Origin of the sequence: Labrys okinawensis, assembly GCF_047345005.1 — a bacterium.
Classification (GTDB): domain Bacteria; phylum Pseudomonadota; class Alphaproteobacteria; order Rhizobiales; family Labraceae; genus Labrys; species Labrys okinawensis.
Map to the genome: position 1 here is coordinate 2,116,756 of NZ_CP178864.1, position 21,980 is coordinate 2,138,735.

Annotated in this window: 17 protein-coding genes; 15 read left to right on the plus strand and 2 right to left on the minus strand. The window is 60.4% G+C overall.

Annotated features, from left to right (window positions below; translation table 11 throughout):
• Position 1: 1 nt before the first annotated feature.
• The 3 genes from ACMDCR_RS10040 (at position 2) to ACMDCR_RS10050 (ending at position 3,781) form a co-directional block, all read left to right on the plus strand.
• Positions 2 to 1,000 carry an ABC transporter permease gene (locus tag ACMDCR_RS10040; protein WP_413992391.1) on the plus strand — a complete coding sequence of 333 codons (999 nt, stop codon included), beginning with the start codon at positions 2 to 4 and terminating at the stop codon, positions 998 to 1,000.
• A 27-nt stretch (positions 1,001 to 1,027) separates the two neighbouring features.
• The gene (gene iolD, locus ACMDCR_RS10045) at positions 1,028 to 2,923 is read left to right on the plus strand and encodes a 3D-(3,5/4)-trihydroxycyclohexane-1,2-dione acylhydrolase (decyclizing) (RefSeq protein WP_413992392.1); all 1,896 of its coding nucleotides are present in this window, start codon (positions 1,028 to 1,030) and stop codon (positions 2,921 to 2,923) included.
• Between the two features lie 75 nt (positions 2,924 to 2,998).
• Complete coding sequence (locus ACMDCR_RS10050) at positions 2,999 to 3,781, plus strand: IclR family transcriptional regulator C-terminal domain-containing protein (protein ID WP_413992393.1); 783 nt, start codon at positions 2,999 to 3,001, stop codon at positions 3,779 to 3,781.
• Between the two features lie 491 nt (positions 3,782 to 4,272).
• Here the strand turns inward: ACMDCR_RS10050 and ACMDCR_RS10055 are convergent, their stop codons facing one another.
• Positions 4,273 to 5,253 (minus strand): substrate-binding domain-containing protein, encoded by a 981-nt coding sequence (locus tag ACMDCR_RS10055; RefSeq protein WP_413992394.1) that lies wholly within the window; start codon positions 5,251 to 5,253, stop codon positions 4,273 to 4,275.
• Positions 5,254 to 5,343: 90 nt separating this feature from the next.
• Between ACMDCR_RS10055 and hisD the strand changes: the two genes are divergently transcribed.
• The 3 genes from hisD to ppdK all read left to right on the plus strand — a co-directional run bounded on the left by hisD (position 5,344) and on the right by ppdK (position 10,156).
• Positions 5,344 to 6,654 carry a histidinol dehydrogenase gene (gene hisD, locus ACMDCR_RS10060; protein ID WP_413992395.1) on the plus strand — a complete coding sequence of 437 codons (1,311 nt, stop codon included), beginning with the start codon at positions 5,344 to 5,346 and terminating at the stop codon, positions 6,652 to 6,654.
• Entirely contained in the window at positions 6,651 to 7,424 is a 774-nt protein-coding gene (locus ACMDCR_RS10065; RefSeq protein WP_413992396.1) for an SDR family NAD(P)-dependent oxidoreductase, read from the plus strand. The genes hisD and ACMDCR_RS10065 overlap by 4 nt, the downstream gene beginning before the upstream one ends.
• Positions 7,425 to 7,489: 65 nt before the next feature.
• Positions 7,490 to 10,156, plus strand: a complete 2,667-nt coding sequence (ppdK, locus tag ACMDCR_RS10070; RefSeq protein WP_413992397.1) for a pyruvate, phosphate dikinase — start codon at positions 7,490 to 7,492, stop codon at positions 10,154 to 10,156.
• 478 nt (positions 10,157 to 10,634) lie between these two features.
• Here the strand turns inward: ppdK and ACMDCR_RS10075 are convergent, their stop codons facing one another.
• Positions 10,635 to 10,814 carry an Rrf2 family transcriptional regulator gene (locus ACMDCR_RS10075; protein ID WP_413992398.1) on the minus strand — a complete coding sequence of 60 codons (180 nt, stop codon included), beginning with the start codon at positions 10,812 to 10,814 and terminating at the stop codon, positions 10,635 to 10,637.
• A gap of 813 nt (positions 10,815 to 11,627) precedes the next feature.
• On the opposite strand from ACMDCR_RS10075, the gene ACMDCR_RS10080 reads away from it, so the two are divergent.
• The 9 genes from ACMDCR_RS10080 (at position 11,628) to ACMDCR_RS10120 (ending at position 21,978) form a co-directional block, all read left to right on the plus strand.
• Positions 11,628 to 13,070 carry an ABC transporter substrate-binding protein gene (locus ACMDCR_RS10080; RefSeq protein WP_413992399.1) on the plus strand — a complete coding sequence of 481 codons (1,443 nt, stop codon included), beginning with the start codon at positions 11,628 to 11,630 and terminating at the stop codon, positions 13,068 to 13,070.
• Positions 13,071 to 13,075: 5 nt separating this feature from the next.
• Positions 13,076 to 14,059, plus strand: a complete 984-nt coding sequence (locus ACMDCR_RS10085; RefSeq protein ID WP_413992400.1) for an ABC transporter permease — start codon at positions 13,076 to 13,078, stop codon at positions 14,057 to 14,059.
• Positions 14,056 to 14,961 (plus strand): ABC transporter permease, encoded by a 906-nt coding sequence (locus ACMDCR_RS10090; protein ID WP_413992401.1) that lies wholly within the window; start codon positions 14,056 to 14,058, stop codon positions 14,959 to 14,961. The genes ACMDCR_RS10085 and ACMDCR_RS10090 overlap by 4 nt, the downstream gene beginning before the upstream one ends.
• The gene (locus ACMDCR_RS10095; protein ID WP_413992402.1) at positions 14,958 to 15,818 is read left to right on the plus strand and encodes an ABC transporter ATP-binding protein; all 861 of its coding nucleotides are present in this window, start codon (positions 14,958 to 14,960) and stop codon (positions 15,816 to 15,818) included. Before ACMDCR_RS10090 ends, ACMDCR_RS10095 begins: the two co-directional genes overlap by 4 nt.
• Positions 15,818 to 16,654 carry an ABC transporter ATP-binding protein gene (locus tag ACMDCR_RS10100; RefSeq protein ID WP_413992403.1) on the plus strand — a complete coding sequence of 279 codons (837 nt, stop codon included), beginning with the start codon at positions 15,818 to 15,820 and terminating at the stop codon, positions 16,652 to 16,654. Before ACMDCR_RS10095 ends, ACMDCR_RS10100 begins: the two co-directional genes overlap by 1 nt.
• On the plus strand, positions 16,651 to 18,009 hold the full coding sequence (locus ACMDCR_RS10105; RefSeq protein WP_413992404.1) for an LLM class flavin-dependent oxidoreductase: 1,359 nt from the start codon (positions 16,651 to 16,653) through the stop codon (positions 18,007 to 18,009). The genes ACMDCR_RS10100 and ACMDCR_RS10105 overlap by 4 nt, the downstream gene beginning before the upstream one ends.
• Positions 18,010 to 18,011: 2 nt before the next feature.
• Positions 18,012 to 18,644: a dimethylsulfonioproprionate lyase family protein gene (locus tag ACMDCR_RS10110; RefSeq protein WP_413992405.1), complete on the plus strand. Its 633-nt coding sequence runs from the start codon at positions 18,012 to 18,014 to the stop codon at positions 18,642 to 18,644.
• A gap of 58 nt (positions 18,645 to 18,702) precedes the next feature.
• Positions 18,703 to 20,067, plus strand: a complete 1,365-nt coding sequence (locus tag ACMDCR_RS10115) for an LLM class flavin-dependent oxidoreductase (protein ID WP_413992406.1) — start codon at positions 18,703 to 18,705, stop codon at positions 20,065 to 20,067.
• Between the two features lie 180 nt (positions 20,068 to 20,247).
• The gene (locus tag ACMDCR_RS10120) at positions 20,248 to 21,978 is read left to right on the plus strand and encodes an ABC transporter substrate-binding protein (protein ID WP_413992407.1); all 1,731 of its coding nucleotides are present in this window, start codon (positions 20,248 to 20,250) and stop codon (positions 21,976 to 21,978) included.
• Positions 21,979 to 21,980: the final 2 nt, after the last annotated feature.

The following is a 21,980-nucleotide window of genomic DNA, read 5'->3' on the forward strand; positions in this document are numbered from 1 at the left end:
GATGAGCAACATTGCACAAAAGAAGCCGATAATGCTTCCACGTGAAGCCGGGATTCTCCTCGTCCTTATCGGAGTGGCCTTGGTATTCGAGGTCGCCGGATGGGTCATCCATGGTCAAAGCTTCATATTCAATATCGAGCGGATCTACATCATCGTCTTACAGATGGCGATCATTGGGATCATGGCGGTCGGAGTGACGCAGATCATCGTCATGGCAGGAATAGATCTTTCAGGAGGCTCGATCGTCGCGTTTGCGGGACTCGTTGCGGCTTCACTCGCTCAAGCCTCCTCTGCAGGAGAGGCAGTGTATCCTTCCCTGACCGATCTGCCGATAATTCTCCCTCTCTTAGTGGGACTCGCGATCGGCGCTGTGCTCGGGCTGATCAACGGTTCCATCATAGCGATAACCGGGATTCCCCCATTTATTGCCACCCTTGCAATGCTTGTGATCGCGCGGGGGTTGGCTCGTTGGTATACGTCGGGCAAGCAAGTGAGCTTTTTCACTCCGGAGTTCGCTAGCTTCGGGGCGGGCGCAACGCCGATCTGGATCTTTCTTGGTGTCGTCGCGGTCTTCCACATTTTGATGACTCGGACATTGTATGGTCGACGAACCTACGCCATCGGGTCGAACGAACTGGCCGCGCGCATGGCCGGTGTCAATGTTGGGCGCCATAAAGTGCTCGTCTACAGTATCGCGGGTCTATTGTATGGGCTAGCCGCGGTCATTCAGACGTCTCGCGCAGAAACTGCGCAATCTGGCACCGGCCTTATGTGGGAATTGGACGCCATCTCGGCCGTCGTCATCGGTGGAACCTCGCTGATGGGCGGTGTCGGCCGCGTTCCAGGAACAGTTGTCGGCGTATTGATCCTGGGGGTTTTAACGTCAGGCTTCACCTTTCTCGGGATCAACGTCTTCTACATCGCGATAGCCAAAGGGGTCATCGTAGTCGCCGCCGTGGTCGCGGACCGATACCGGCATCGGAACAAGCGGGCAAACTGACCCGCAGATTTGAAGGTTAGAAAGATCATGGACTTCTATTCATCTGAAAAGAAAGAGCGCCTTACACTTTCGCAAGCGCTCGTGAAGTTTCTTCAAGCTCAGTACAGCGAGTACGACGGGCAAGAGCAGCGTTTCATTCAGGGGATTTGGGGAATTTTCGGGCATGGCAATGTGTCCGGAATGAGTCAAGCACTGGTCGAGTGCGGAGCCGATCTGCCGTATCATCAGCCCAAGAACGAGCAGTCGATGGTCCACGCGGCGACCGGGTTTGCGCGCGCAATGCGGCGGAAGGCCACTATGGCCTGCACGACATCCATAGGTCCCGGCGCAACCAACATGATCACCGGAGCAGCTACGGCAACAATTTGCAGAATTCCGGTGCTGCTGCTGCCGTCCGACTACTACGCCTCTCGGTATCAGGGGAAGGTGCTGCAGGACATCGATCATCTCACTTCGGACGATATGTCTGTCACGGACACGTTCCGAGTCGTTAGCCGATTTTACGACCGCATCACGCGGCCCGAGCAGATTCTCGCATCGCTGCCGGAAGCAATGCGCATATTGACCAGCCCGTCTGATACAGGCGCGGTTACCATCGCACTTTCCCAGGACATCCAAGGGTATGCCTACGACTACCCGGTAAGCTTCTTCAGAAAGAAGGTCTGGCGAATCGAGCGGCAACATCCCAATCCCGACCGCATTCGCGAGACTATAGAACTGCTCAAGTCGGCCAAGAAGCCATATATTATTGCAGGTGGAGGTATCCATTACTCCGAAGCATGGGACGAACTGGCGGAATTTGCGGAACGATTTGGTATTCCTGTCGGCGAAACGCATGCGGGCCGCGGAGCAATCAAGAACGGTTCCCACATGCTCCTAGGAGGAACTGGTCATTTGGGTACGCCATCTGCAGGACGGATCGCTGTGGAGGCCGATCTCGTCATTTGCATTGGTACCCGCCTGCACGACTTCGTGACGGGTTCGAATTCGGCTTTCGAGAATCCCGATGTGAAATTCGTCTGCATCAACGTGAACGGCCGCGACGCCTACAAACTTGGGGCGCTCCCCGTGACCGCAGATGCAAGGATCGCGCTACGCCAGCTTTCGCAGGCGGCTTCCGAAGCCGGACTGAAGCCGAATACCGAGTGGGTCTCCAAAGCCAAGCAACTCCGTGAAGGTTGGGAACACACCAAGCGGAGCGAGGTCTTCGTCACTCCAGTGGGAGAAAAGATTAGCCAGGGTCATCTGATTGGGGTCATCAACAAAGAGATGCGCTCTGGCGATACGCTGCTCGCAGCAGCCGGGACAGTTCCTTCCGATTTGACCAAGTTGTTCGACGTCAACGGGGGGAAGACGGTTCACATCGAATTCGGCAACTCCTGCATGGGTTATGACATCCCGGCTGCGATCGGCGTCAAGCTAACGGGAACGACAGGCGAGGTCCTGGTTCTGATGGGAGACGGGAATTATCAGATGCATCCGCTCGAGCTGATCACCGCAGTTCAGGAGCGGACCAAGATCACTGTCATTCTGAACGTAAACAATGGCTATCAGTCCATTCACGGACATCAGAAAGCCCTTGTGGGGCATTCACTGGGCAACGAGTTCAAAGTGCGCGACCAAGATAGCGGCCTTCTGGACAAAGGCTCGTTTGTTGAGGTCGATTACGTCAAGAACGCCGAAAGCCTTGGGGTTAAAGCTTGGCTCGCGACGGATGAGGAAGAGGTTCGATCAGCCCTTCGCGCTGCCCGTGAAGAGCAGGGTCCGTGCATGATCGTCGTGCCCACCGAGCGCTATCGGTTCCCGCCGGGATCGGGTGTCTGGTGGGACGTCGTCGGTGCAGAGGTGACCTCTGACACCAAGACCCGCGCGCTGGTTGAGCAGCGAGAGGCAGGACGCGTCAAGCAGCGATATTATTACTGATTCCTCGCGCATCCGCCATTTCTATGGCGGATGCGCATTCGGTAATGTAAATCGCAAGAAGACGGGGAGCACACGATGGCGGTCACAGAAGAGGTCGAGGATCAGAGCAACGACTACTCGCTCTCGCTGGCGCGCGGCATGCGAATACTCGAAATCTTCAGTCCTGAAGTGCGGTCTGTAACCACCAGCGAGACGGCAGATTTCGTCGGGATAAGCCGTGCGGCAGCGCGGCGTTTCCTGTTGACACTTGTGAACCTTGGATATCTCGAGCAAAGCAAGTCTTCGTTTGTTCTGACCGATAAGATTGCAACCATTGGCCAAGGTGCTTTGGCCCGCGACACTCGTTGGCTCCGCGCGGCTGCGCGGGTGATCGAGCTCTCAAATAGAATGAATGAGCCGTTCTCTGTTTCCGTGCTCGACGGCCTGAAGATACGGTTCGTCGCACGGGATCAGAAAAGGCGGATTTACTCCGCCAGGCTTGGGGTAGGGGACACGTTGCCCGCATATTGTGCGGCGGCTGGAAAGGTCCTTCTGTCGACGCTGGAACCCGATGAGATCGATGACCTCATACATAAGCACGGGCCACTGGTGAAGCGGACGTACCGGACGATTACCGATCGGGAGGAGCTTCTCGGAGAGTTGCGAAAGGTGAGATTGCGGAGTTGGGCGACCGCCGAAGACGAAATGGACATCGGCACTCTCGGCATCGCCGTCCCTATTTTTGACAATAACGGTAAGGTTATCGCCGCACTCGCCGTCGGATCCCATAAGATGCGGCGTTCCATCGAGGAGTTACAGCGTGACTTTCTACCGGTTTTACTCGATGCCGCCGATCGGATAAGTGAAGACGTGGCTTAACAGCAACTATGTCAGCATTCCGTGCTTCGCTTTCACAGTTTCCTATGCTTTGAACTCAGTGAGAATATAGTCCCGCGGATGCGGCGACCTCCCAAATCGCCGAATAGGCTTGGGGACGCGACTGCCAGGGCGGGCGCGGTGTTCAGTTTGTTTCAGTTTGCGCTTGACGCTCGGCTTTTCTGTATCCAGCACCAACGGCTCGACACATCTAGATGGTGCTGGCGGCAAAGGTGGCTGCTCGACGGGCTTTGCGCTGATGAGATATCCTGGAGGGGAAATCGGGCAATCTCGACCTTGCGTTCGGGCCAGGCGAAAATGTTCTATGAATCTCCGGATCACAGCAATCGCCAGTCAATGGCCGGCCGTGAAAAAGGGGCCCGTTTCGTTGCTAAATCGCGCCGTATTTGCATAACGACGAACTCGTACAATGGAGTGGGTCGTGGCTCCAGCCGTGTTCGCGGGGGGATCGTCCTTGCTGCCTCAAGTGAGCGTCAAGCGCTGCCGCGAATAATCAATTTGCCAGGCAATACGTGTACTGCGCCGCCGTCCGACGGCCCCAGGGTCTCGTCGTCTATCATGTCTAGGGCTTCTTGTATCATCCGATCAACCGGCTGTCGTATCGTTGTCAAGCGATACGACGTCCATGCTGCCATGGGTATGTCGTCAAAACCGACGATCGAAATGTCGTCACCGATCCGCAGACCACGCTCGCGAGCAGCGTCGATGGCTGCGAGTGCCATTATGTCGTTGCAACAAAATAGTGCATCTGGGGCGTCTGGCTGCGCGTAAAGGCTCATCGCCGCAGCATAAGCGGAATGATAATTGAAGTCGCCCGCGGCCTCGGCATGCAGGCTTCGACCAGCCTCGCGAAGAAGGTCTTTGAATCCCCGGGCGCGCTCGACGTGGGTAGAGGTATCCGCTGTCCCGGCAATAAATCCTATTCTCTTTCGGCCATTTTGGACAAGAAACTGAGCAATATCGCGCCCGCCACCGTAGTTGTCGCAGGAAATTGAGTTCAGTTTAAAATCACGCTGTATCCTATTCAACAATACCACCTTTATTTGATGTTGCCGACAGGCTTGGGCTAGGCGCGAGGACAGTAGTGCCGATGTAACGATGACGGCAGCAGGGCGCGCCGCGAGAATTTGGTCTGTAATGATATCGATGTCGCCGTGATCAGGTAACGCGTAGACCAACAATTGCCTATCTGAAAGCTGCAGTTGTCTCGCTAGAGTGTTAAGCACCATCGGATAGAAGGGATTGAGGAGATCTCCGGCAATCAAGGTGACGGTGGTCGCGGCAATGGCCTGAGCGGTGCGTCGAGCCGGGCTCACATATCCGATTGCCTCGGCTGCCGCGAGTATGCGCTTTCGCTTGTCCGTATCCAGGGATGCCCCCGGCGTGAAAGCCCGCGAAACGGCTGAAAGGGATACGCCCGCAGCATGCGCGACCTCTTTTGCGGTTGGTTTCATACACATTCCTTGAAAATTTTGCAAAGCTGCCTTGAAAACTTGCATCACGGTCGTAGCAAATTACTCTCTCTTGAGAAAGGGAGAACACAGATGGCAATCACCTACCTGAAGCGAGGTAAGCCCGAGGCGGCGCGATCAGAGGACGACGCCAAAGTTCGGTCGACTGTCGAGAACATCCTTAAGGACATTGAAACTCGCGGCGACGGGGTAATCCGGGAGTTGTCCGAGAAATTCGACAGGTATTCGCCGGCTTCATTTCGGCTGAGCGAGGGGGAGATCGACGCGCTGATGAACCAGGTCGCGCCCCGAGACATGGAGGATATCAAATTTGCTCAGGAACAGGTTCGCAATTTCGCGCGGGCCCAACGTGCTTCCATGTTGGATATCGAGGTCGAGACTCTTCCCGGCGTGATCCTCGGTCATCGTAACATTCCGGTTCAATCAGTCGGTTGCTATGTCCCTGGTGGCAAGTTTCCGATGGTCGCGTCCGCACATATGTCGGTCGCGACCGCCTCCGTTGCCGGTGTACCTCGGATCATCGCTGCGACACCGCCGTTCAAGGGAGCGCCAAACCCAGCCGTCATCGCTGCAATGAAGCTCGGCGGCGCTCACGAAATCTATGTCATGGGCGGCATCCAGGCTATCGGCGCGATGGCTTTGGGAACCGAAACCATCAAACCTGTCGACATGCTCGTTGGACCGGGCAACGCGTTTGTCGCGGAAGCGAAGCGTCAACTTTATGGCCACGTCGGCATTGATCTCTTTGCCGGTCCCACCGAAACCATGGTGATCGCTGACGAGACAGTCGACGCCGAGATCTGTGCCACTGACCTGCTCGGTCAAGCCGAGCACGGTTACAATTCACCAGCGGTGCTGCTGACAAACAGCCCCGCACTTGCCGGGGCAACCCTGGTTGAGATCGAACGCATTCTCACCATTCTTCCAACCGCCGACACAGCGCGGCGAAGCTGGGAGGACTACGGCGAAGTCATCGTTTGCGACAGCCATGAGGAAATGCTGGACGTGGCCAACGACATCGCCAGCGAGCACGTCCAAGTGATGACCGATCGCGACGATTGGTATCTTCAGAACATGCACAGTTACGGCGCTCTGTTCCTCGGCGCGCGCACCAACGTTGCCAACGGAGATAAGGTGATTGGCACCAATCACACTCTCCCTACAAAGAAGGCGGGGCGCTACACCGGCGGCCTCTGGGTCGGCAAGTTTCTGAAAACGCACAGTTATCAGAAAGTGACGACTGATGAGGCGGCTGCAAACATCGGCGCCTACGGATCCCGTTTGTGTATGCTCGAGGGATTCGTCGGGCACGCCGAGCAATGCAACGTTCGGGTTCGACGTTATGGCGGTCGAAACGTCGCTTATGGGCAGGCAGCCGAATGAGCCCCCTGCAACTGCCGCGGACCCCGACATTTAGGTTGGATGGAAAGGAAGCGCTCGTTGTCGGCGCTTCCTCGGGTATCGGCCAGGCGGCAGCGGTCGCATTGGCTGAGGCGGGAGCGCACGTGACGCTCGCGGCTCGTTCGCTCGAGAGGCTTGAGCAGACGGCGTCTGCTCTTCGGGACATGGGCCATTCCGCACAAGCCGTTAAGCTTGACGTGAATCGCGTGGAGGAGACCGAAGCAACTGTCGCCGTCTTGCGACCCTTCGATATTCTGGTCAACAGTGCCGGTGTCGCGCGGCACGGACCGGCGCTCGACACAACCGTTTCGGATTTTGACGCCGTGGTTGGCATCAACCTACGCGGGGCCTATTTCCTCACTCGTGTCGTTGCCAGAAAGCTGATTGAAGTCGGCCGGCCGGGCTCTCTCATCAATATTTCATCGCAAATGGCACATGTCGGTGGGATCGATCGAGCTGTCTACAGTGCGACAAAGCATGCCGTAGAAGGGTTCACAAAGTCGATGGCGATCGAATGGGGGCGCTATCGCATCCGCGTCAACACGATCTGCCCGACTTTTATTCGAACGCCGCTGGCCGAGCAGACTTTTGCCAATCCTGACCGCGTCAAGTGGATAGAAGAGAAGATCAAGCTCGGCCGCGTAGGCGAGCTCGAAGATATCATGGGCCCCGTCACTTTCCTCGCCTCCGACGCAGCAAACATGATCACTGGCTCTTCACTGTTGGTTGATGGCGGCTGGACCGCGGATTGATCAAGAAACGGTATGTAATGCCCCCACGCTCGAACTGGTGGCGTCGCTATTATCGAGGAAGAGTGATGACGAAGTGGGTGTACGGGTTCGGCGACGGCAAGGCCGAAGGCGAACAGGGCATGAAGAACCTGTTGGGTGGCAAGGGCGCCAACCTGGCCGAGATGTCGAATATCGGCCTGCCGGTGCCGCCGGGCTTTACTGTGACCACCGAGGTCTGCACCTACTATTACGCCAATGGCCGCTCCTATCCATCGGAGCTGAAGGGCGAGGTGGAAGCGGCGCTCGCCGAGATCGGCCGGATCACCGGCAAGACCTTCGGCGATGCCGCCAATCCCCTGCTCGTCTCGGTGCGCTCGGGCGCCCGCGCCTCGATGCCGGGCATGATGGATACCGTGCTCAATCTCGGCCTCAATGACACCACGGTGGCCGCCGTGGCCGCGGCCTCAAAGAATGAACGCTTTGCCTGGGACAGCTACCGGCGCTTCATCACCATGTATTCGGACGTGGTGCTGGGCGTCGACCACAGCCATTTCGAGGAGATCCTCGACACCTACAAGGAACGTCGCCGCCTTGACGACGACGTCGATCTTCGCGAACAGGACTGGCGCGCCGTTGTCGACGAGTACAAAGCGTTAGTTCTGCGGGAATTTGGCGATCCATTTCCACAGGATCCGCACGAGCAGCTCTGGGGCGCCATCGCTGCAGTGTTCTCCTCCTGGATGAATGCCCGCGCCATCACCTACCGCACCCTGCACGCCATCCCGGAGGAATGGGGCACGGCGGTGAATGTGCAGGCCATGGTCTTCGGCAATCGCGGCGACAGCTCTGCCACCGGTGTTGCCTTTACCCGCAATCCCTCCACCGGCGAGCATGCGCTCTACGGCGAGTTCCTGATCAACGCCCAGGGCGAGGACGTCGTCGCCGGCATCCGCACGCCCCAGCCTATCTCCAGGGCCGCCGCTGCCGCTTCGAGCTCCAGCAAGCCCTCGATGGAGGAAGCGATGCCTGCTGCCTTCCAGGAATTCGTCGGCATCACCAGGACGCTCGAAAAGCATTACCGTGACATGCAGGACATCGAGTTCACGGTCGAGGACAACAAGCTGTGGATGCTGCAGACCCGCTCGGGCAAGCGCACGGGCAAGGCCTCGCTGCGCATCGCGGTGGAGATGGTCAAGGAAGGCCTGATCAGCAAGGAAGAGGCGATCGCCCGCATCGATCCCGCCGCCCTCGACCAGCTCCTGCATCCCACCATCGACCCGAAGGCTGAGCGCATCGAGATCGCGCGCGGCCTGCCAGCCTCCCCCGGTGCCGCCTCGGGTGAGATCGTCTTCTCCTCGGAGGAGGCGGAAGCCGGCAAGGCCGCCGGCAGGAGCGTGATCCTGGTGCGCCAGGAGACCAGCCCCGAGGACATCAAGGGCATGCTGGCGGCGTCCGGCATCCTGACCCGCCTCGGCGGCATGACCTCGCACGCTGCCGTGGTGGCGCGCGGCTGGGGCAAGCCCTGCGTTTCCGGCGCGGGCAATATCCGCGTCGACAATGCCACGGGCACGCTGATCGCCGGCGGCAAGACCTTCCGGAAGGGCGACATCATCACCATCGACGGTTCTACCGGGCAGGTGCTGGCCGGCAAGATCGCCATGGTGCAGCCCGAGCTTTCCGGCGAATTCGCCGACCTGATGGTCTGGGCCGACGGCGTACGGCGCATGAAGGTGCGCACCAATGCCGAAACGCCGGCCGATGCCCGCCAGGCCCGCACCTTCGGTGCTGAAGGCATCGGCCTGTGCCGCACCGAGCATATGTTCTTCGACGAGGGCCGCATCGTCGCCATGCGCGAGATGATCCTCGCCGATGACGAGAAGGGCCGCCGCACCGCTCTCGCCAAGCTGCTGCCGATGCAGCGCGAGGATTTTCGCCAGCTCTTCGAGATCATGTCGGGCCTGCCGGTGACCATCCGCCTGCTCGACCCGCCGCTGCACGAGTTCCTGCCGCATACGGAGGACGAGATCGCCGAAGTCGCTGCGTCGATCGGGGTGTCGCCGGCCAAGCTCAAGGCCCGCGCCCAGGAACTGCACGAATTCAATCCGATGCTCGGCTTCCGCGGCTGCCGCCTGGCAGTCGCCTTCCCCGAGATCGCCGAGATGCAGGCGCGCGCCATCTTCGAGGCTGCGGTGGAAGCCGCCGCCTCCACCGGCCAGCCGGTTACGCCGGAAGTGATGGTGCCGTTGGTGGCGACGCGGGCCGAGCTCGATATCGTCAAGGCGCATATCGATGCGATGGCGCAGGCGGTAGAGAAGGAGCGTAGCGTCAAGCTGGTCTACCAGGTCGGCACCATGATCGAGCTGCCGCGCGCCGCCATCCGCGCCGGCGACATCGCGCAAAGCGCCGAGTTCTTTTCCTTCGGCACCAACGACCTCACCCAGACCACCATCGGCATCTCGCGCGACGACGCCGCCTCCTTCCTCGGCACCTATGTGCAAAAGGGCATCTTCGCCGCCGACCCCTTCGTCTCGATAGACCAGGAAGGTGTCGGCGGGCTGGTGGAGATCGGCGCCGAACGCGGCCGCAAGCAGCGCCCGGGCCTCAAGCTCGGCATCTGCGGCGAGCATGGCGGCGACCCCGCCTCGATCGCCTTCTGCGAGAAGACCGGGCTCGACTACGTCTCCTGCTCGCCCTTCCGCGTGCCGATCGCAAGGCTCGCAGCGGCGCAGGCGGCGCTGTTAGTGGGCCAGTGACTATGCGGCAGACACTAAGACCTCTGACTACAACCGTGAGCGATCCTCCCAGCTCCGGTCTTGGCCGAGTCCCTAGCTTTGGGACTCGGCCCTTTTGGCAATTCTTTATTCAGCATCCTTGGATCTGGCGAACAGAGCCGCGAAGATCCCATGAGTAATAAAGCGCGACCGACCCACTACAAAGCTTTCGAAGGGAACGTTGTAATGTCAGGTGTATATGATGTCCTAGTCGACCTATGGGCTCGCCAAAATACCTCTGAAGATACAGGACCGCTGATTTACGTTGGTCGAATGCCGCTTTGGAGGGCCATTCGAATCGTAATGGTCGATTGGGATGGAGAATTTCTCCAGCGCGGCGCCGAGATCTTGTATTTCGATACCGGGGAGAAACTCTACTTCGACCACATACATGCGAAATACGATCAAGACGATTTTCCTGCAAAGCGGGACCGCGGCCCAAAGCGAGCGTTGGGCCTCGCTAGGATGTACTAAGGCCCAGGTTGTAGCCACCATCTTTGCCCTTCTTCGAGTGCAAGAGCCCGGCATTCTTCAACTCGCCAAGGATCGTATCCAGAACCTTCTTGGGGATGCTGTTCTGTCCACCAATTTCCGCGACCAGGACAGGTTGGCTCGGCTCGGCACCGGCCAGATAACCCATGCCCCTCAGACCGTATCTTCCTTTGTTGGTGAGTATCAAACCCTCGGGCCCATAGGGGGCGCTATAGTCAACTTTGTTCATAATATAGGAGGATTGATGGAAATTACATGGCTCTCCCAAGGTGGATCTCCCGCCTTGCCGTAAAGCCTGAATGTCCACAGGTCCCAGAATATTTGCTCAAACCATTTCGCGACGGTATGGCTGGAACAGGCCCGACAGCGGCGACCGCAGGTCCCTTTTCTTTCGACCGCCAGGGCCGCGCCACCCCTCATCGCACGCCTGTTCGATTGCCGGACCTGCTTCATGTGCGAGCCTAGCTGTCCCGAGGACGCTCCGTTCGTTCATTCCAACGCTGATGAAGCCATCGGCGTCGAACTTGCTTCGGTCAGGCGAGCGGGACTGCGGGCAGCTATCGTCTTTCCATCGGCTGGACCAAGGAGAGCGTGAACAGGCGGACAAACGACATGTCGCACGAATTTATTGGTGAGGGATAGCTCGGCCAGAGCGTTTCAAAGGGGCAAAAGCCTTTTGGGCAAGCCCCGAAACGGGTGGCATCTCGATCCGCCACCGTGGTTGACAATCAATATATAAAATATATATACTCTATTGATTTAATATAAAATAGCTGCCATCGTGCTGGCAGACGCACTCCGCCGGATCGCGAGTGCTGGCTTTCTTTCTTTTGAGTCGGGGAATCCTGCGATGGCAGACACACGCGATGGTCACGCCTCGAGACGTGACGTTATTCTTGGTACGTTTGCCCTTAGCAGCGTAGCGGTTCTTGGAACTGGGCGCCCGAGTACGGCGGCCGGTTTGACGACACTCCGCGTTGCGACAGGTGAGGCCGATGGTGTCAAGGGAACACTCGATCCTGCCTATGGCAATAACGACAACGATGCCGCGCGAGCCAGCCTCGTCTATGAGCGGTTGGTGGTGCCGGACGAAGCCTTTTCCGCCCAGCCTCAACTTGCCCTGAGCTGGAAGCCGGACGACACCGGGCAGGTATGGACCTTCGCCCTGCGCAAGGACGTCAAATTCCAGGACGGCGCGCCCTTCACGGCAAAGGATGTCATCTACACCTTCAGACGCCTGGTCGATCCGAAGACGGCTTCCGCTGCCGCTGCCATCTTGAGCCAGATTGATCCGGACGGCATCCACGCGCTCGACGACCACACGGTGGAGTTTCGACTGCGTGCCCCTGTTGTCGAGTTCCCGCTCCAAATTGCCAACCGCTTCACCTATATCGTGCGGGAGGGCCAGAGTTCGGATGAGTTGCGCACGACTGGTATCGGCACTGGGCCCTTCAAAGTCGAGAAGTTCGTACCCGGCGAGGAGCCGACGATCTTTCTCAAGAATGAGCACTATTGGCAGCGCGGGCGTCCGCATGTGGACAGGGTCGAATTGCGCGCGATCGCTGAGCCTTCCTCGCGGGTAGCCGCGCTGCTGGCCAACCAGGTCGATATTGTCACCGAGCTTCCCGCTCTGGGGCTGCAGCGGCTCGAGGCGAGCGCGGATGTCAAGATCCAGTCGGCGCGCACCTCGTTCTGGCACGGCTTGGCAGCCTTCACCGACGTGCCGCCCTTCAATGACGTACGGATCCGCAAGGCGCTCAAGCTCGTGGTGAACCGGGAGCAATATCTCAAGGCCATCGTCGGTTCCCACGGCACGGTCGCCTATGATACGCCCGTGCCACCCTGGCAAACCTATGGCTTGCCTGAACAGCCTTTCAAGCCCGACATCGAGGCAGCGAAGAAGCTTCTCGCCGATGCGGGCCATCCCGACGGCATCGATCTCGACCTCTACACCTCGGCCGCCGATGTCGGGCTGATCCAGCTTGCCACGCTGTTCAAGGCCCAGGCCGCGCCTGCCGGTATTCGTGTCAATATCATCCAGGCGCCGGCGGCCGACTACTGGAGCAATATCTGGCTCAAGAAGCCCTTCGTGGCGACCGGATGGAACGCCCGTTCCGCCGATGAGGCTCTGTCGTTGGAATTCCTGTCGACCGCTTCGTGGAATGAAACCCACTGGCACAACAAGGACTTCGACGAACTCGTCTCTGAGGCGCGCAAGACATTGGACGAGGGCGCCCGTACGGAACTTTACCACAAGGCCCAGCGGCTGATTCAGGATGACGGCGGAGCGCTCATTCTGATCTATGCCGACACGGTCGGCGCTACGCGGGCCAATATCCAAGGCTACAAGGTCCATCCCCAGAAGATCACCCACGACTTCTCAGACGTCTCGATCGTGACCTGAGAGCGATGACGTTGCTGGCTCCCTTCGCCGGACCCGTCGGCCGGCTGATCGCACGAAGGCTGGTGTTTGCCGTCCTTTCGCTGCTGGCAGTGGCGACCATCGTTTTCTGGGCCATCGAGTTGCTGCCGGGGGATGCGGCACAGCGCATCCTCGGGCGGGAGGCGACACCCCAGGCGCTCGACGTACTGAGGCAGAGGCTGCATCTCTACGATCCCGCCTCATTACGCTATCTGCGCTGGCTGGTGGGATTGTTGCATGGAGATTTCGGCATCTCCCTTGCGGCGAACCGCCCGGTTCTTCCCTATGTGGTCGATCGACTCGACAACACGCTGCTTCTCGCCACGGCGGCGTTGATCATTCACATTCCCCTCAGCATCGGACTTGGCCTGGTGGCAGCCGGTTCCCGTCGGAACGGGCTGCTCGATACACTGTTGTCCGTGGCTGTCCTGCTTGGCATGTCGGTTCCCGAATTTGTCATCGGTATCTGGCTGGTGGCGTGGCTCGCCACCGCCTGGAACTGGTTTCCTCCTCTGGCATTAATCGATCAGGCCCGTTCCGCCTGGCAACTCATCGTCTTCCTGACACTGCCGGTAATTACCCTGAACCTGGTCATGACCGCCTATGTCGTGCGCCAGACTCGCTCATCGATGATCGACATCCTCCAGTCAGATTTCGTGCGTGCCGCCAGCTTGCGTGGTCTGTCGCGCGGCCAGGTTCTACTCCGTCATGCGCTGCCGAGCGCGATCGGGCCAGCCATCAACGCCATAGCGCTGAACGCCGGCTGGCTCATCGGCGGCATTGTCGTCGTCGAAGCCGTCTTCAATTATCCGGGACTTGGACGCCTGCTCGTGGAGGCCATCGGCAACCACGACGTGCCGCTGGTGCAGGGCGCGGCGATGGCATTGTCGGCAGCCTATATCGTCGTCAACCTCATCGCCGATATCGCTGTGACGCTGCTCAATCCAAAGCTTCGGACCGCCTTGGCATGAGTACCGTCTCGACAGGCCTGGCGCCAGGAACCGCGTCCTTGTCGCAAGCGGCGGCCAAACGCGCGCGAGGCATCTTCATCGCGCCATTGCCGTGGACGGGCTATGTCGGCTTGGCCGTTCTCCTTCTCTACGCCGTCGCGGCGGTCGCCGCCCCCATGATCGCCGCCAATTCTCCCACGGACGTCTTCGTCGGCGGTCCCTTCGAGCCACCCTCGGCCATGCTTTGGCTGGGAACGGACGGGCTGGGGCGCGACGTGGCCAGCCGTTTCCTCTATGGCGGAAGAACCGTGCTTTCCACTGCTTGTGGCGCCGCCGCCCTGGCGACAATCCTGGGCGGTGCCGTCGGCATGGTGTTGGGGCTGCGAAGTGGTCTGGTCGATGAGATCGGCATGCGACTGCTTGAAATCGTCATGAGCATTCCCTCGATCATCTTCGCCCTGCTCGTCATCGGTCTCGCGGGCTCCGACCATCTCACCGTGGTCCTCACGGTGGGCCTGCTCACCGTTCCGAATGTGGCGCGCGTCATCCGGGCTGCCACGCTGACCTTTGTCGCGGAGGATTTCATCGCAGCGGCGCGGGCTCGAGGGGAGGGCCTGTTGTCGATCGCGTTGCGCGAACTGTTGCCCAATGTCGCCGGTACGCTGATGGTCGAGTTCTCGATCCGCACCGGCTATGCCGTTCTGTTCATCGGCGGCCTCGGCTTCCTGGGCTTTGGGACGGCGCCTCCGGCACCGGACTGGGGGCTGATGATCAATGAGGGGCGCTCTTCCCTTGATTCCGCGACCTGGCCGGTGCTGGCACCGGCTCTCGGTATTGCGGTGCTGGTAACGAGCGTGAATCTTCTCACCGATGCGCTCTTGCGCAGCATCACGCCGGCTGGTCGGGGAGGCGGCAAGGCATGACGCGCCAGGCGAAGCCCTTGCTGCAGTTGCGGGCTGTCAGTGCGGATTATTGTCTGCACGGTGGATGGCAGAGCGTGCTGCGCAACATTTCGCTTGATATCGAGGCAGGCGAATCCGTGGGGCTCGTCGGGGAGTCCGGCAGCGGCAAATCCACCCTGGCGTCCCTTGCTTTGGGAGAGCGTCGCAGCGACCGTCGCATCGTTGCGGGCAGCGTGCTGTTCGATGGGATCGATCTGTTCGGCGCCGATCGCGGCACGGTGCAGCGCCTGCGTGGTGCGAGGCTGGCTTTCGTGCCGCAGAACAGCGGCGCCTCGTTGACGCCCACCATGCGCGTGGCGAAGCTCTTCGAGGAAACGTTGCGCCGCCATCGGCCGGGACTGAACCGTCCGGCCACGCTCGGGGCAATCGTCACACTGCTGTCGGATGTTGGGCTCACCGATCCGGTGGCGGCGATGGCGCGCTATCCTCATCAGTTCAGTGGCGGCCAGCAGCAGCGCATCGCCCTGGCGCTGGCCCTTAGCTGTGGGCCCAATCTCCTCGTTCTCGACGAGCCGACGACCGGGCTAGACCCGGTCATTCGCCGCGCGATCATCGGCCTGCTGAAGGCGCTCTGCCGCCAGCGAGGCGTTGCCATGCTCTTCGTCTCGCACGACCTGGAGACGGTGGCCGAACTGTGCTCGCGCGTGGCGGTGATGTATGCAGGCGAGATCGTTGAGGCGGGAACGACCGCCTCGATCTTCTCGGCCCCCCGCCACGCCTACACGCAGGCACTCATCGATGCGCTGCCGCGTCTCGATCGCCCGGGTCGGCCGGCCAGCCTGGCCGGCGAGGGTGCCATCCTGCGGAAGGTTGTCTGATGTCGAGAATCATCGAAACGACCTCCCGCTTTCGCTCTCCGCCGCTGCTCGCGATACAGGACGTTTCCTATGGCTACCGGGGCAGCGCGGAAGCAGCCAAAGCCTTGCAAGCCGTGTCCTTTGTCATTCGCCCCGGCGAGATCCTCGCCCTCATCGGGGAGAGCGGCAGCGGAAAGTCAACGCTCGCGCGTATCATTTCCGGCCTGCTGCCGGCGAGTGAGGGCCGCATCCTTTTCCAGGGCAAGGAGATCGACACGCTTGTCCAGCGGCGAACCAGGGATGTCCTGAGGCAGATCCAGATCGTCTTCCAGAATCCGGATGCTTCGCTAAATCCCCGTCACCGGGTCGGCACCATCATCGGGCGGCCCTTGCGGCATTTTCTGGGACTGAAGGGCCGCCTGCTGAGTGACCGCGTCCATCAACTCCTGGCCGATGTTCGTTTGCCAGCTCACTTTGCAGACCGCTATCCGGCCGAACTCAGCGGTGGTGAGCGGCAGAGGGTGGCGGTAGCGCGAGCCTTGGCGGCCGAACCGCAAGTGCTGGTCTGCGATGAGATCACCTCGGCTCTCGACGTCTCGGTCAAGGCCTCCTTGCTCGACCTTCTGAAGGATGTACAGGGGCGCACAGGTATAGCGATCCTGTTCATCACGCATGACCTGCCAGTTGTGCGCTGGTTCGCCGACCGCGTAGTCGTGCTCTATCGCGGCGTTCTGTGCGAGGACACCACCATTCCGGATATTTTCCAGCAGCCGCGGCATGCCTACACGGCGAGCCTGATCGATGCGGTTAGCGCCGGCTCTCGCGATCTTTCCAACCTGTCAGCGAGCCTTCAATGACACATGTCCGCCGTCTCAAGCTTGGCCTGTCATTTTATCCCTCCGGCTATCATGTTGCCGGCTGGCGCTTTCCCGGCGCCATTCCTGACGGCGGCATCAATCTCCAGCATCACGTGGACATGGCGAGAGCGGCGGAAACCGCCTGCTTCGACTTCTTCTTTCTCGCCGATACCAATGCGATCTGGGACGAAAATATCGAAGCCGTCTCGCAAACGACTTGGGGTGCCAAGTTCGAACCGTTGACGGTTCTCTCTGCGCTGGCCATGGTCACGAGCCGTATCGGGCTCGTCGGCACGGCCAGCACTACTTACAACGATCCTTACAGCCTGGCGCGGCGTTTCGCATCGCTCGATCACATCAGCAGCGGAAGGGCAGGCTGGAACCTCGTTACATCGGCATCTGCCTCGGAAGCCGGAAACTTTTCGCTGGAGCAACACCCCCAGCATGGCGACCGCTATGCGCGTGCGCGGGAGTTTGTCGAGGTGGTGACCGGGCTGTGGGATGGTTTCGATGACGACGCCTATCGCTTCGACAAGGATAGCGGCGTGTGCTTCGAGGCCGGCAAGGCTCGGCGCCTTGACCACCGCGGCCGGGATTTCCAGGTCCACGGTCCGCTAAGCCTGCCCCGGCCAGTTCAGGGCCATCCGGTCATGGTGCAGGCCGGGCTGTCCGAAGCGGGGCGCGAACTGGCCGCCGAGTCTGGCGAAATCCTGTTCACGGCCCAATCCGAACTCCCAGTTGCAAAAGCTTTCTATGACGACGTCAAGGCCCGGCTCGTCCGACATGGCCGGTCGCCGAACTCCTTGAGCATCATGCCTGGTGCTGTCACCATCGTGGGCGGCAGCCGGGCGGAGGCGGAAGACCAGATCGATGCGCTCAATCGCCTGTTGCCACCCGTTGCAGGACTTGCCTTCCTTTCTGGCCTGATCGGCGACACCGACCTATCCGGCTTTCCCCTCGACGAACCGGTGCCGGCGCTGCCTGCCACCGAGGGTCCCAAGGGGCGCCAGCAATTCGTCCTCGATGCGGCGCGCCGGAAGGGGCTCACCCTTCGGGAACTTTACAGCTCGATCGCCCTGACCAGTGGCCACCGGCTGGTCTACGGCACACCTGCGGACGTGGCCGATCAGTTGGAGGAATGGTACGTGGCCGGCGCCTGCGACGGCTACAACATCGCTCCGGCGCATCTGCCTGGCGGATTTGAGGCCCTCGCGGCTCTCGTCGTACCTGAACTGCAGCGGCGCGGCTTGGTGCAACGCTCCTACTCCGGCAGGACGCTGCGGGAGAATCTCGGGCTTTCCCGCCCACTCAGTCGCTACCACCGCCCCGCCACCCTCAACGCGCTCGCGAGCTAACCATGGATCCGCCCCGGCAGACACTGCCGCGCTTCTGTTCAGCCCTCCGGGAAAGGCTTGGGCAATTGCCTGAGTCGGCGCCCGAGGTAAGCGGCGAAGCAGCCTCCGTCCTTGCTCTATTGCCGGCGGAGGAGACGCGTTTCCGCCGGCCTCCGGGAGAGAACTGGCCTGCCCCCCCGCCGGTCGTGGCCTGGCTCGAGACCGCCCTGTCACAGGCGCAGGTCGGCCCCGAAGCCGCGCTCGCGGCGGCGGTTTCGGCGTTCGCCTCTGAGCTAGTCTGGACTTTCGGCTATCCACCTGATCCGCGCTGGCCTGGTCTCGGCTCGTCAGTCGGCTTCGCAGATATCATCGGAAAATCGGGCCTGCTGGCAGCGGCGGATCTGGTCGTTGGACTGACACTCCTCGCACCTCACACCTACTATCCGCTGCACGCTCATCCTGCTGTCGAGCTCTATCTCGTGCTTTCAGGCACGGCAGAGTGGACGGCCGGTCCATCCGTGGCGATCCGGCCGGCAGGCTCGCTCATCCTACATCCGGCGCAATTGCCGCATGCCATGAAAACGCACGACGAACCACTCCTGGCTCTCTTCACCTGGAGCGGAGACATCAGATCGTCTTCAGTATTCGTGGAATAGGCATAACCAGCTTTCGCTTAGCTTCAAGAATGGCTTTTCGCCTTGCCAGAGATTAATTATGACACGTGAAATTCGTCTCAATGCTTTCTTCATGAATTGTGTCGTGCATCAGTCGCCGGGACTATGGCGTCATCCCAGAGATCGCACACGGGATTATACGAACATCGACTATTGGGTTGACCTCGCAAGGACTTTGGAGCGCGGGAAGTTCGACGCGCTGTTCCTCGCCGATGTGCTCGGTGTCTACGATGTCTATGGCGGCAGCGTGGACGCGGCCCTGAGCGGTGCCGTGCAGGTTCCCGCCAACGATCCGGTGCTGCTGGTTCCGGCCTTGTCCTATGCCACCAGCCATATCGGCTTCGGCGTTACCAGCATCCTCTCCTACGATCAGCCCTATGCCTTCGCACGGCGCATGTCGACGCTCGACCATCTCTCCAAGGGTCGGGTGGGCTGGAATGTCGTCACAGGCTATCTCGACAGCGCGGCGCGTGCGGCGGGTCGCTCGCGGCAGAATGGCCATGACCTGCGGTATGAGATCGCGGACGAATATATGGAGGTGGTCTACAAGCTCTGGGAAGGGAGCTGGGAGGACGGCGCCGTTCTCAGGGACCGCGAGGCCGGCCTCTTCACGGATCCGAAACGGGTGCATCGCATCCGCCATGAGGGCCGGCATTTTACGCTCGATGGCTATCACCTCAGCGAGCCTTCGCCTCAGCGCACGCCCGTCCTGTTCCAGGTGGGATCCTCACCGCGGGGGCGAGCCTTCGCCGCGCGTCATGCCGAATGCGTCTTCATAGCCGGCAATTCGAAGACGGAGATCCGCAAGCTCGTGGATGAGATCCGCAGTCTCGCTAAAGCGGCCGGGCGGCCACCCGAGGCGATCACGGTTTTTCTGAGTGCCGTGAGCGTGCCGGGATGGACCCGCAGCGAGGCCGAGAACAAGCTCGACGACTATCGGCGCTATGCCAGCGTGGAGGGAGGTCTCGTCCTGCAATCAGGTTGGCAGGGCCTCGATTTCGCGAGCGCGCCGCTGGAGGCCGCCATTGGTGAGGTTCGCAGGGGATCGGTTGAAGCCCATGACCGCAGCGACCGCGCAGCAGACCGCCGGACGATTCAGGAATTGGGTATGGCGACCACGCTGGGGGGAGGTGCGCCACTTTTCCTCGGCTCGGCTGCTGAGATCGCGGACGAGATGCAGGACTGGGTGGAGCAGGCCGATATTGACGGCTTCAACCTGACCAGTGTCGTCGCCCCCGAGAGCTATGTCGATTTCGTCGACATCGTGGCGCCGGAACTGCAAAGGCGCGGCGCCTACAAGCGCGACTATGCCAAGGGAACACTACGCGAGAAACTTGGTGGCGCCGCGCGGCTTGCCACGTCCCATCCCGCGGCGCGTCATCGCGTTGCAGAGGCCTTGGTGTGAGCGGGCGGACACCGCGCCCGGGGGCCAGGACAGGAGGATAAGCCTAGCACGAAGAAATTTAATACATTTAGTCTATAAATTATATAGACATATGACTCGAAACCAATAGGATGTGCTTCGCAAAACGTCGATGCGCTCCGCCGCGGCAAACATTCATCCCGGCGGCCTTGTGGAGTTTCCATGTCTTTCTCAATCAATTTCAACCGTCTGGGTCGCGATCTCGCAGCCATGGAGGCTGCTGGCACGGCTGGCCGAACGATGAAGGGGCGCCGTCTGCGCCTTCGCTCGGGCCTTGTGCTCGCGACGCTCTCCGGCGCAATGCTGGCGGCCGGAATCGGCGCCCAACCCGGCTGGGCCGCAGATGCCGCGACACCTGTTTCGGGGGGAACCCTGATATACGCCACCGATCGCGAGCCGACCTGCCTGGACCCGCATGTCGACGGCGACATGCCCCAGGTCTTCGTAGCCCAGCAATTTCTCGATTCTCTCGTGTCGATGGACAAGGACGGTCACATCGGTCCTTGGCTGGCCAAGAGTTGGACCATCTCGCCAGACGGCAAGACCTATACGTTCAGCCTTCGCGATGATGTGACCTTTACCAATGGTGAGAAATTCACCTCCGCGGCCGTAAAGGCCAATCTCGATCACATGATCAATCCGGCCACGCAATCTTCGACGGCCGGTGGCTATGTCCAGCAATATGTCGGCACGGATACGCCGGACGACCATACGGCGGTGGTCCATCTCTCCAAGCCTTACGCCGCATTCCTCGAGGTGCTGGCGCAAGGTTTTCTGGGAATCGAGGCTCCTTCTGCGCTCAAGCGTTCCCGAGACGAGAATTGCCAGAGCCCAGTGGGTTCAGGCCCGTTCAAGGTCACACGCTGGGACCACCAGAGCCAGGTCGTGTTGGAGCGAAATCCCGACTACCGTTGGGCTCCGCCGACGACACTCCACCAGGGGCCTGCTTATCTCGAGAAGGTCATCTGGAAATTCATCCCGGAGCCGGCGGTTCGCTTTGCCGCCTTGCAGAGCGGCAGCGTCGACGTGATCGAGGTTCTCCCTCCTGAATCGGAAGCCGCCGCGGAAAAGAACCCGGACCTTACGCTGCTCATCAAGGACCGTCCCGGCAATCCGACCAACGGGGAACTGAATACCAAGCGAGCCCCTTTCGACGACATTCGTTTTCGAGAGGCATTCGTTCGGTCGGCCGATATCGACGGGGCGCTCGCCAGTGTCTACTTCGGCCGCTATCACCATGCTTCGGGGCCGTTGAGTTCGGCAACGCCCTTCTATTCGGGTGATTTCCAGCACGCTGACGACTACGATCCTGACCGTGCCAACAAGCTGCTCGATGAGGCAGGGTGGAAGGATAGGGATTCCTCGGGTTTCCGTGTCAAGAACGGGCAGTCCCTCGTCGTGCATGTTCCGATCGGAGCTTCGATCAGTCCGGCCGAGCGTTCGCTCTGGGAGCAGGTCCAGGCCACCGCCGGGCAGGTTGGCTTCGATGTCCGGCTTGAGCCGGTCGGCGACACCGAGTCGAGCGAGCGCCAGGGCAAATGGGACTATGACGTCACCCTGGACTATTGGAACACCAATACGGCCGACGTGCTGCGGATCGTGTTCGGTTCCGAGTTTCTCGGCGCCGCCGGATCCGGCGGCTATCACCAGAACGGTTCGGGCTTTAAAAATGCCGAATTCGACGATGTCGTCGAAAAGGCGCTGGAAACCCAGGATCCCGATAAGCGCAAGGACTACTACCATCAGGCACAAAAAATCATTTCGTCCCAGTATCTGCAGTTGCGGACTTACCCCCAAAGCACACGCCTGGGGGTCTACAAAACGGCGCATGACGTCAGGCTCGAACCCTCCCTAACCGTCACGACGCTTTATGACGCCTGGGTCTCGAAATGAGT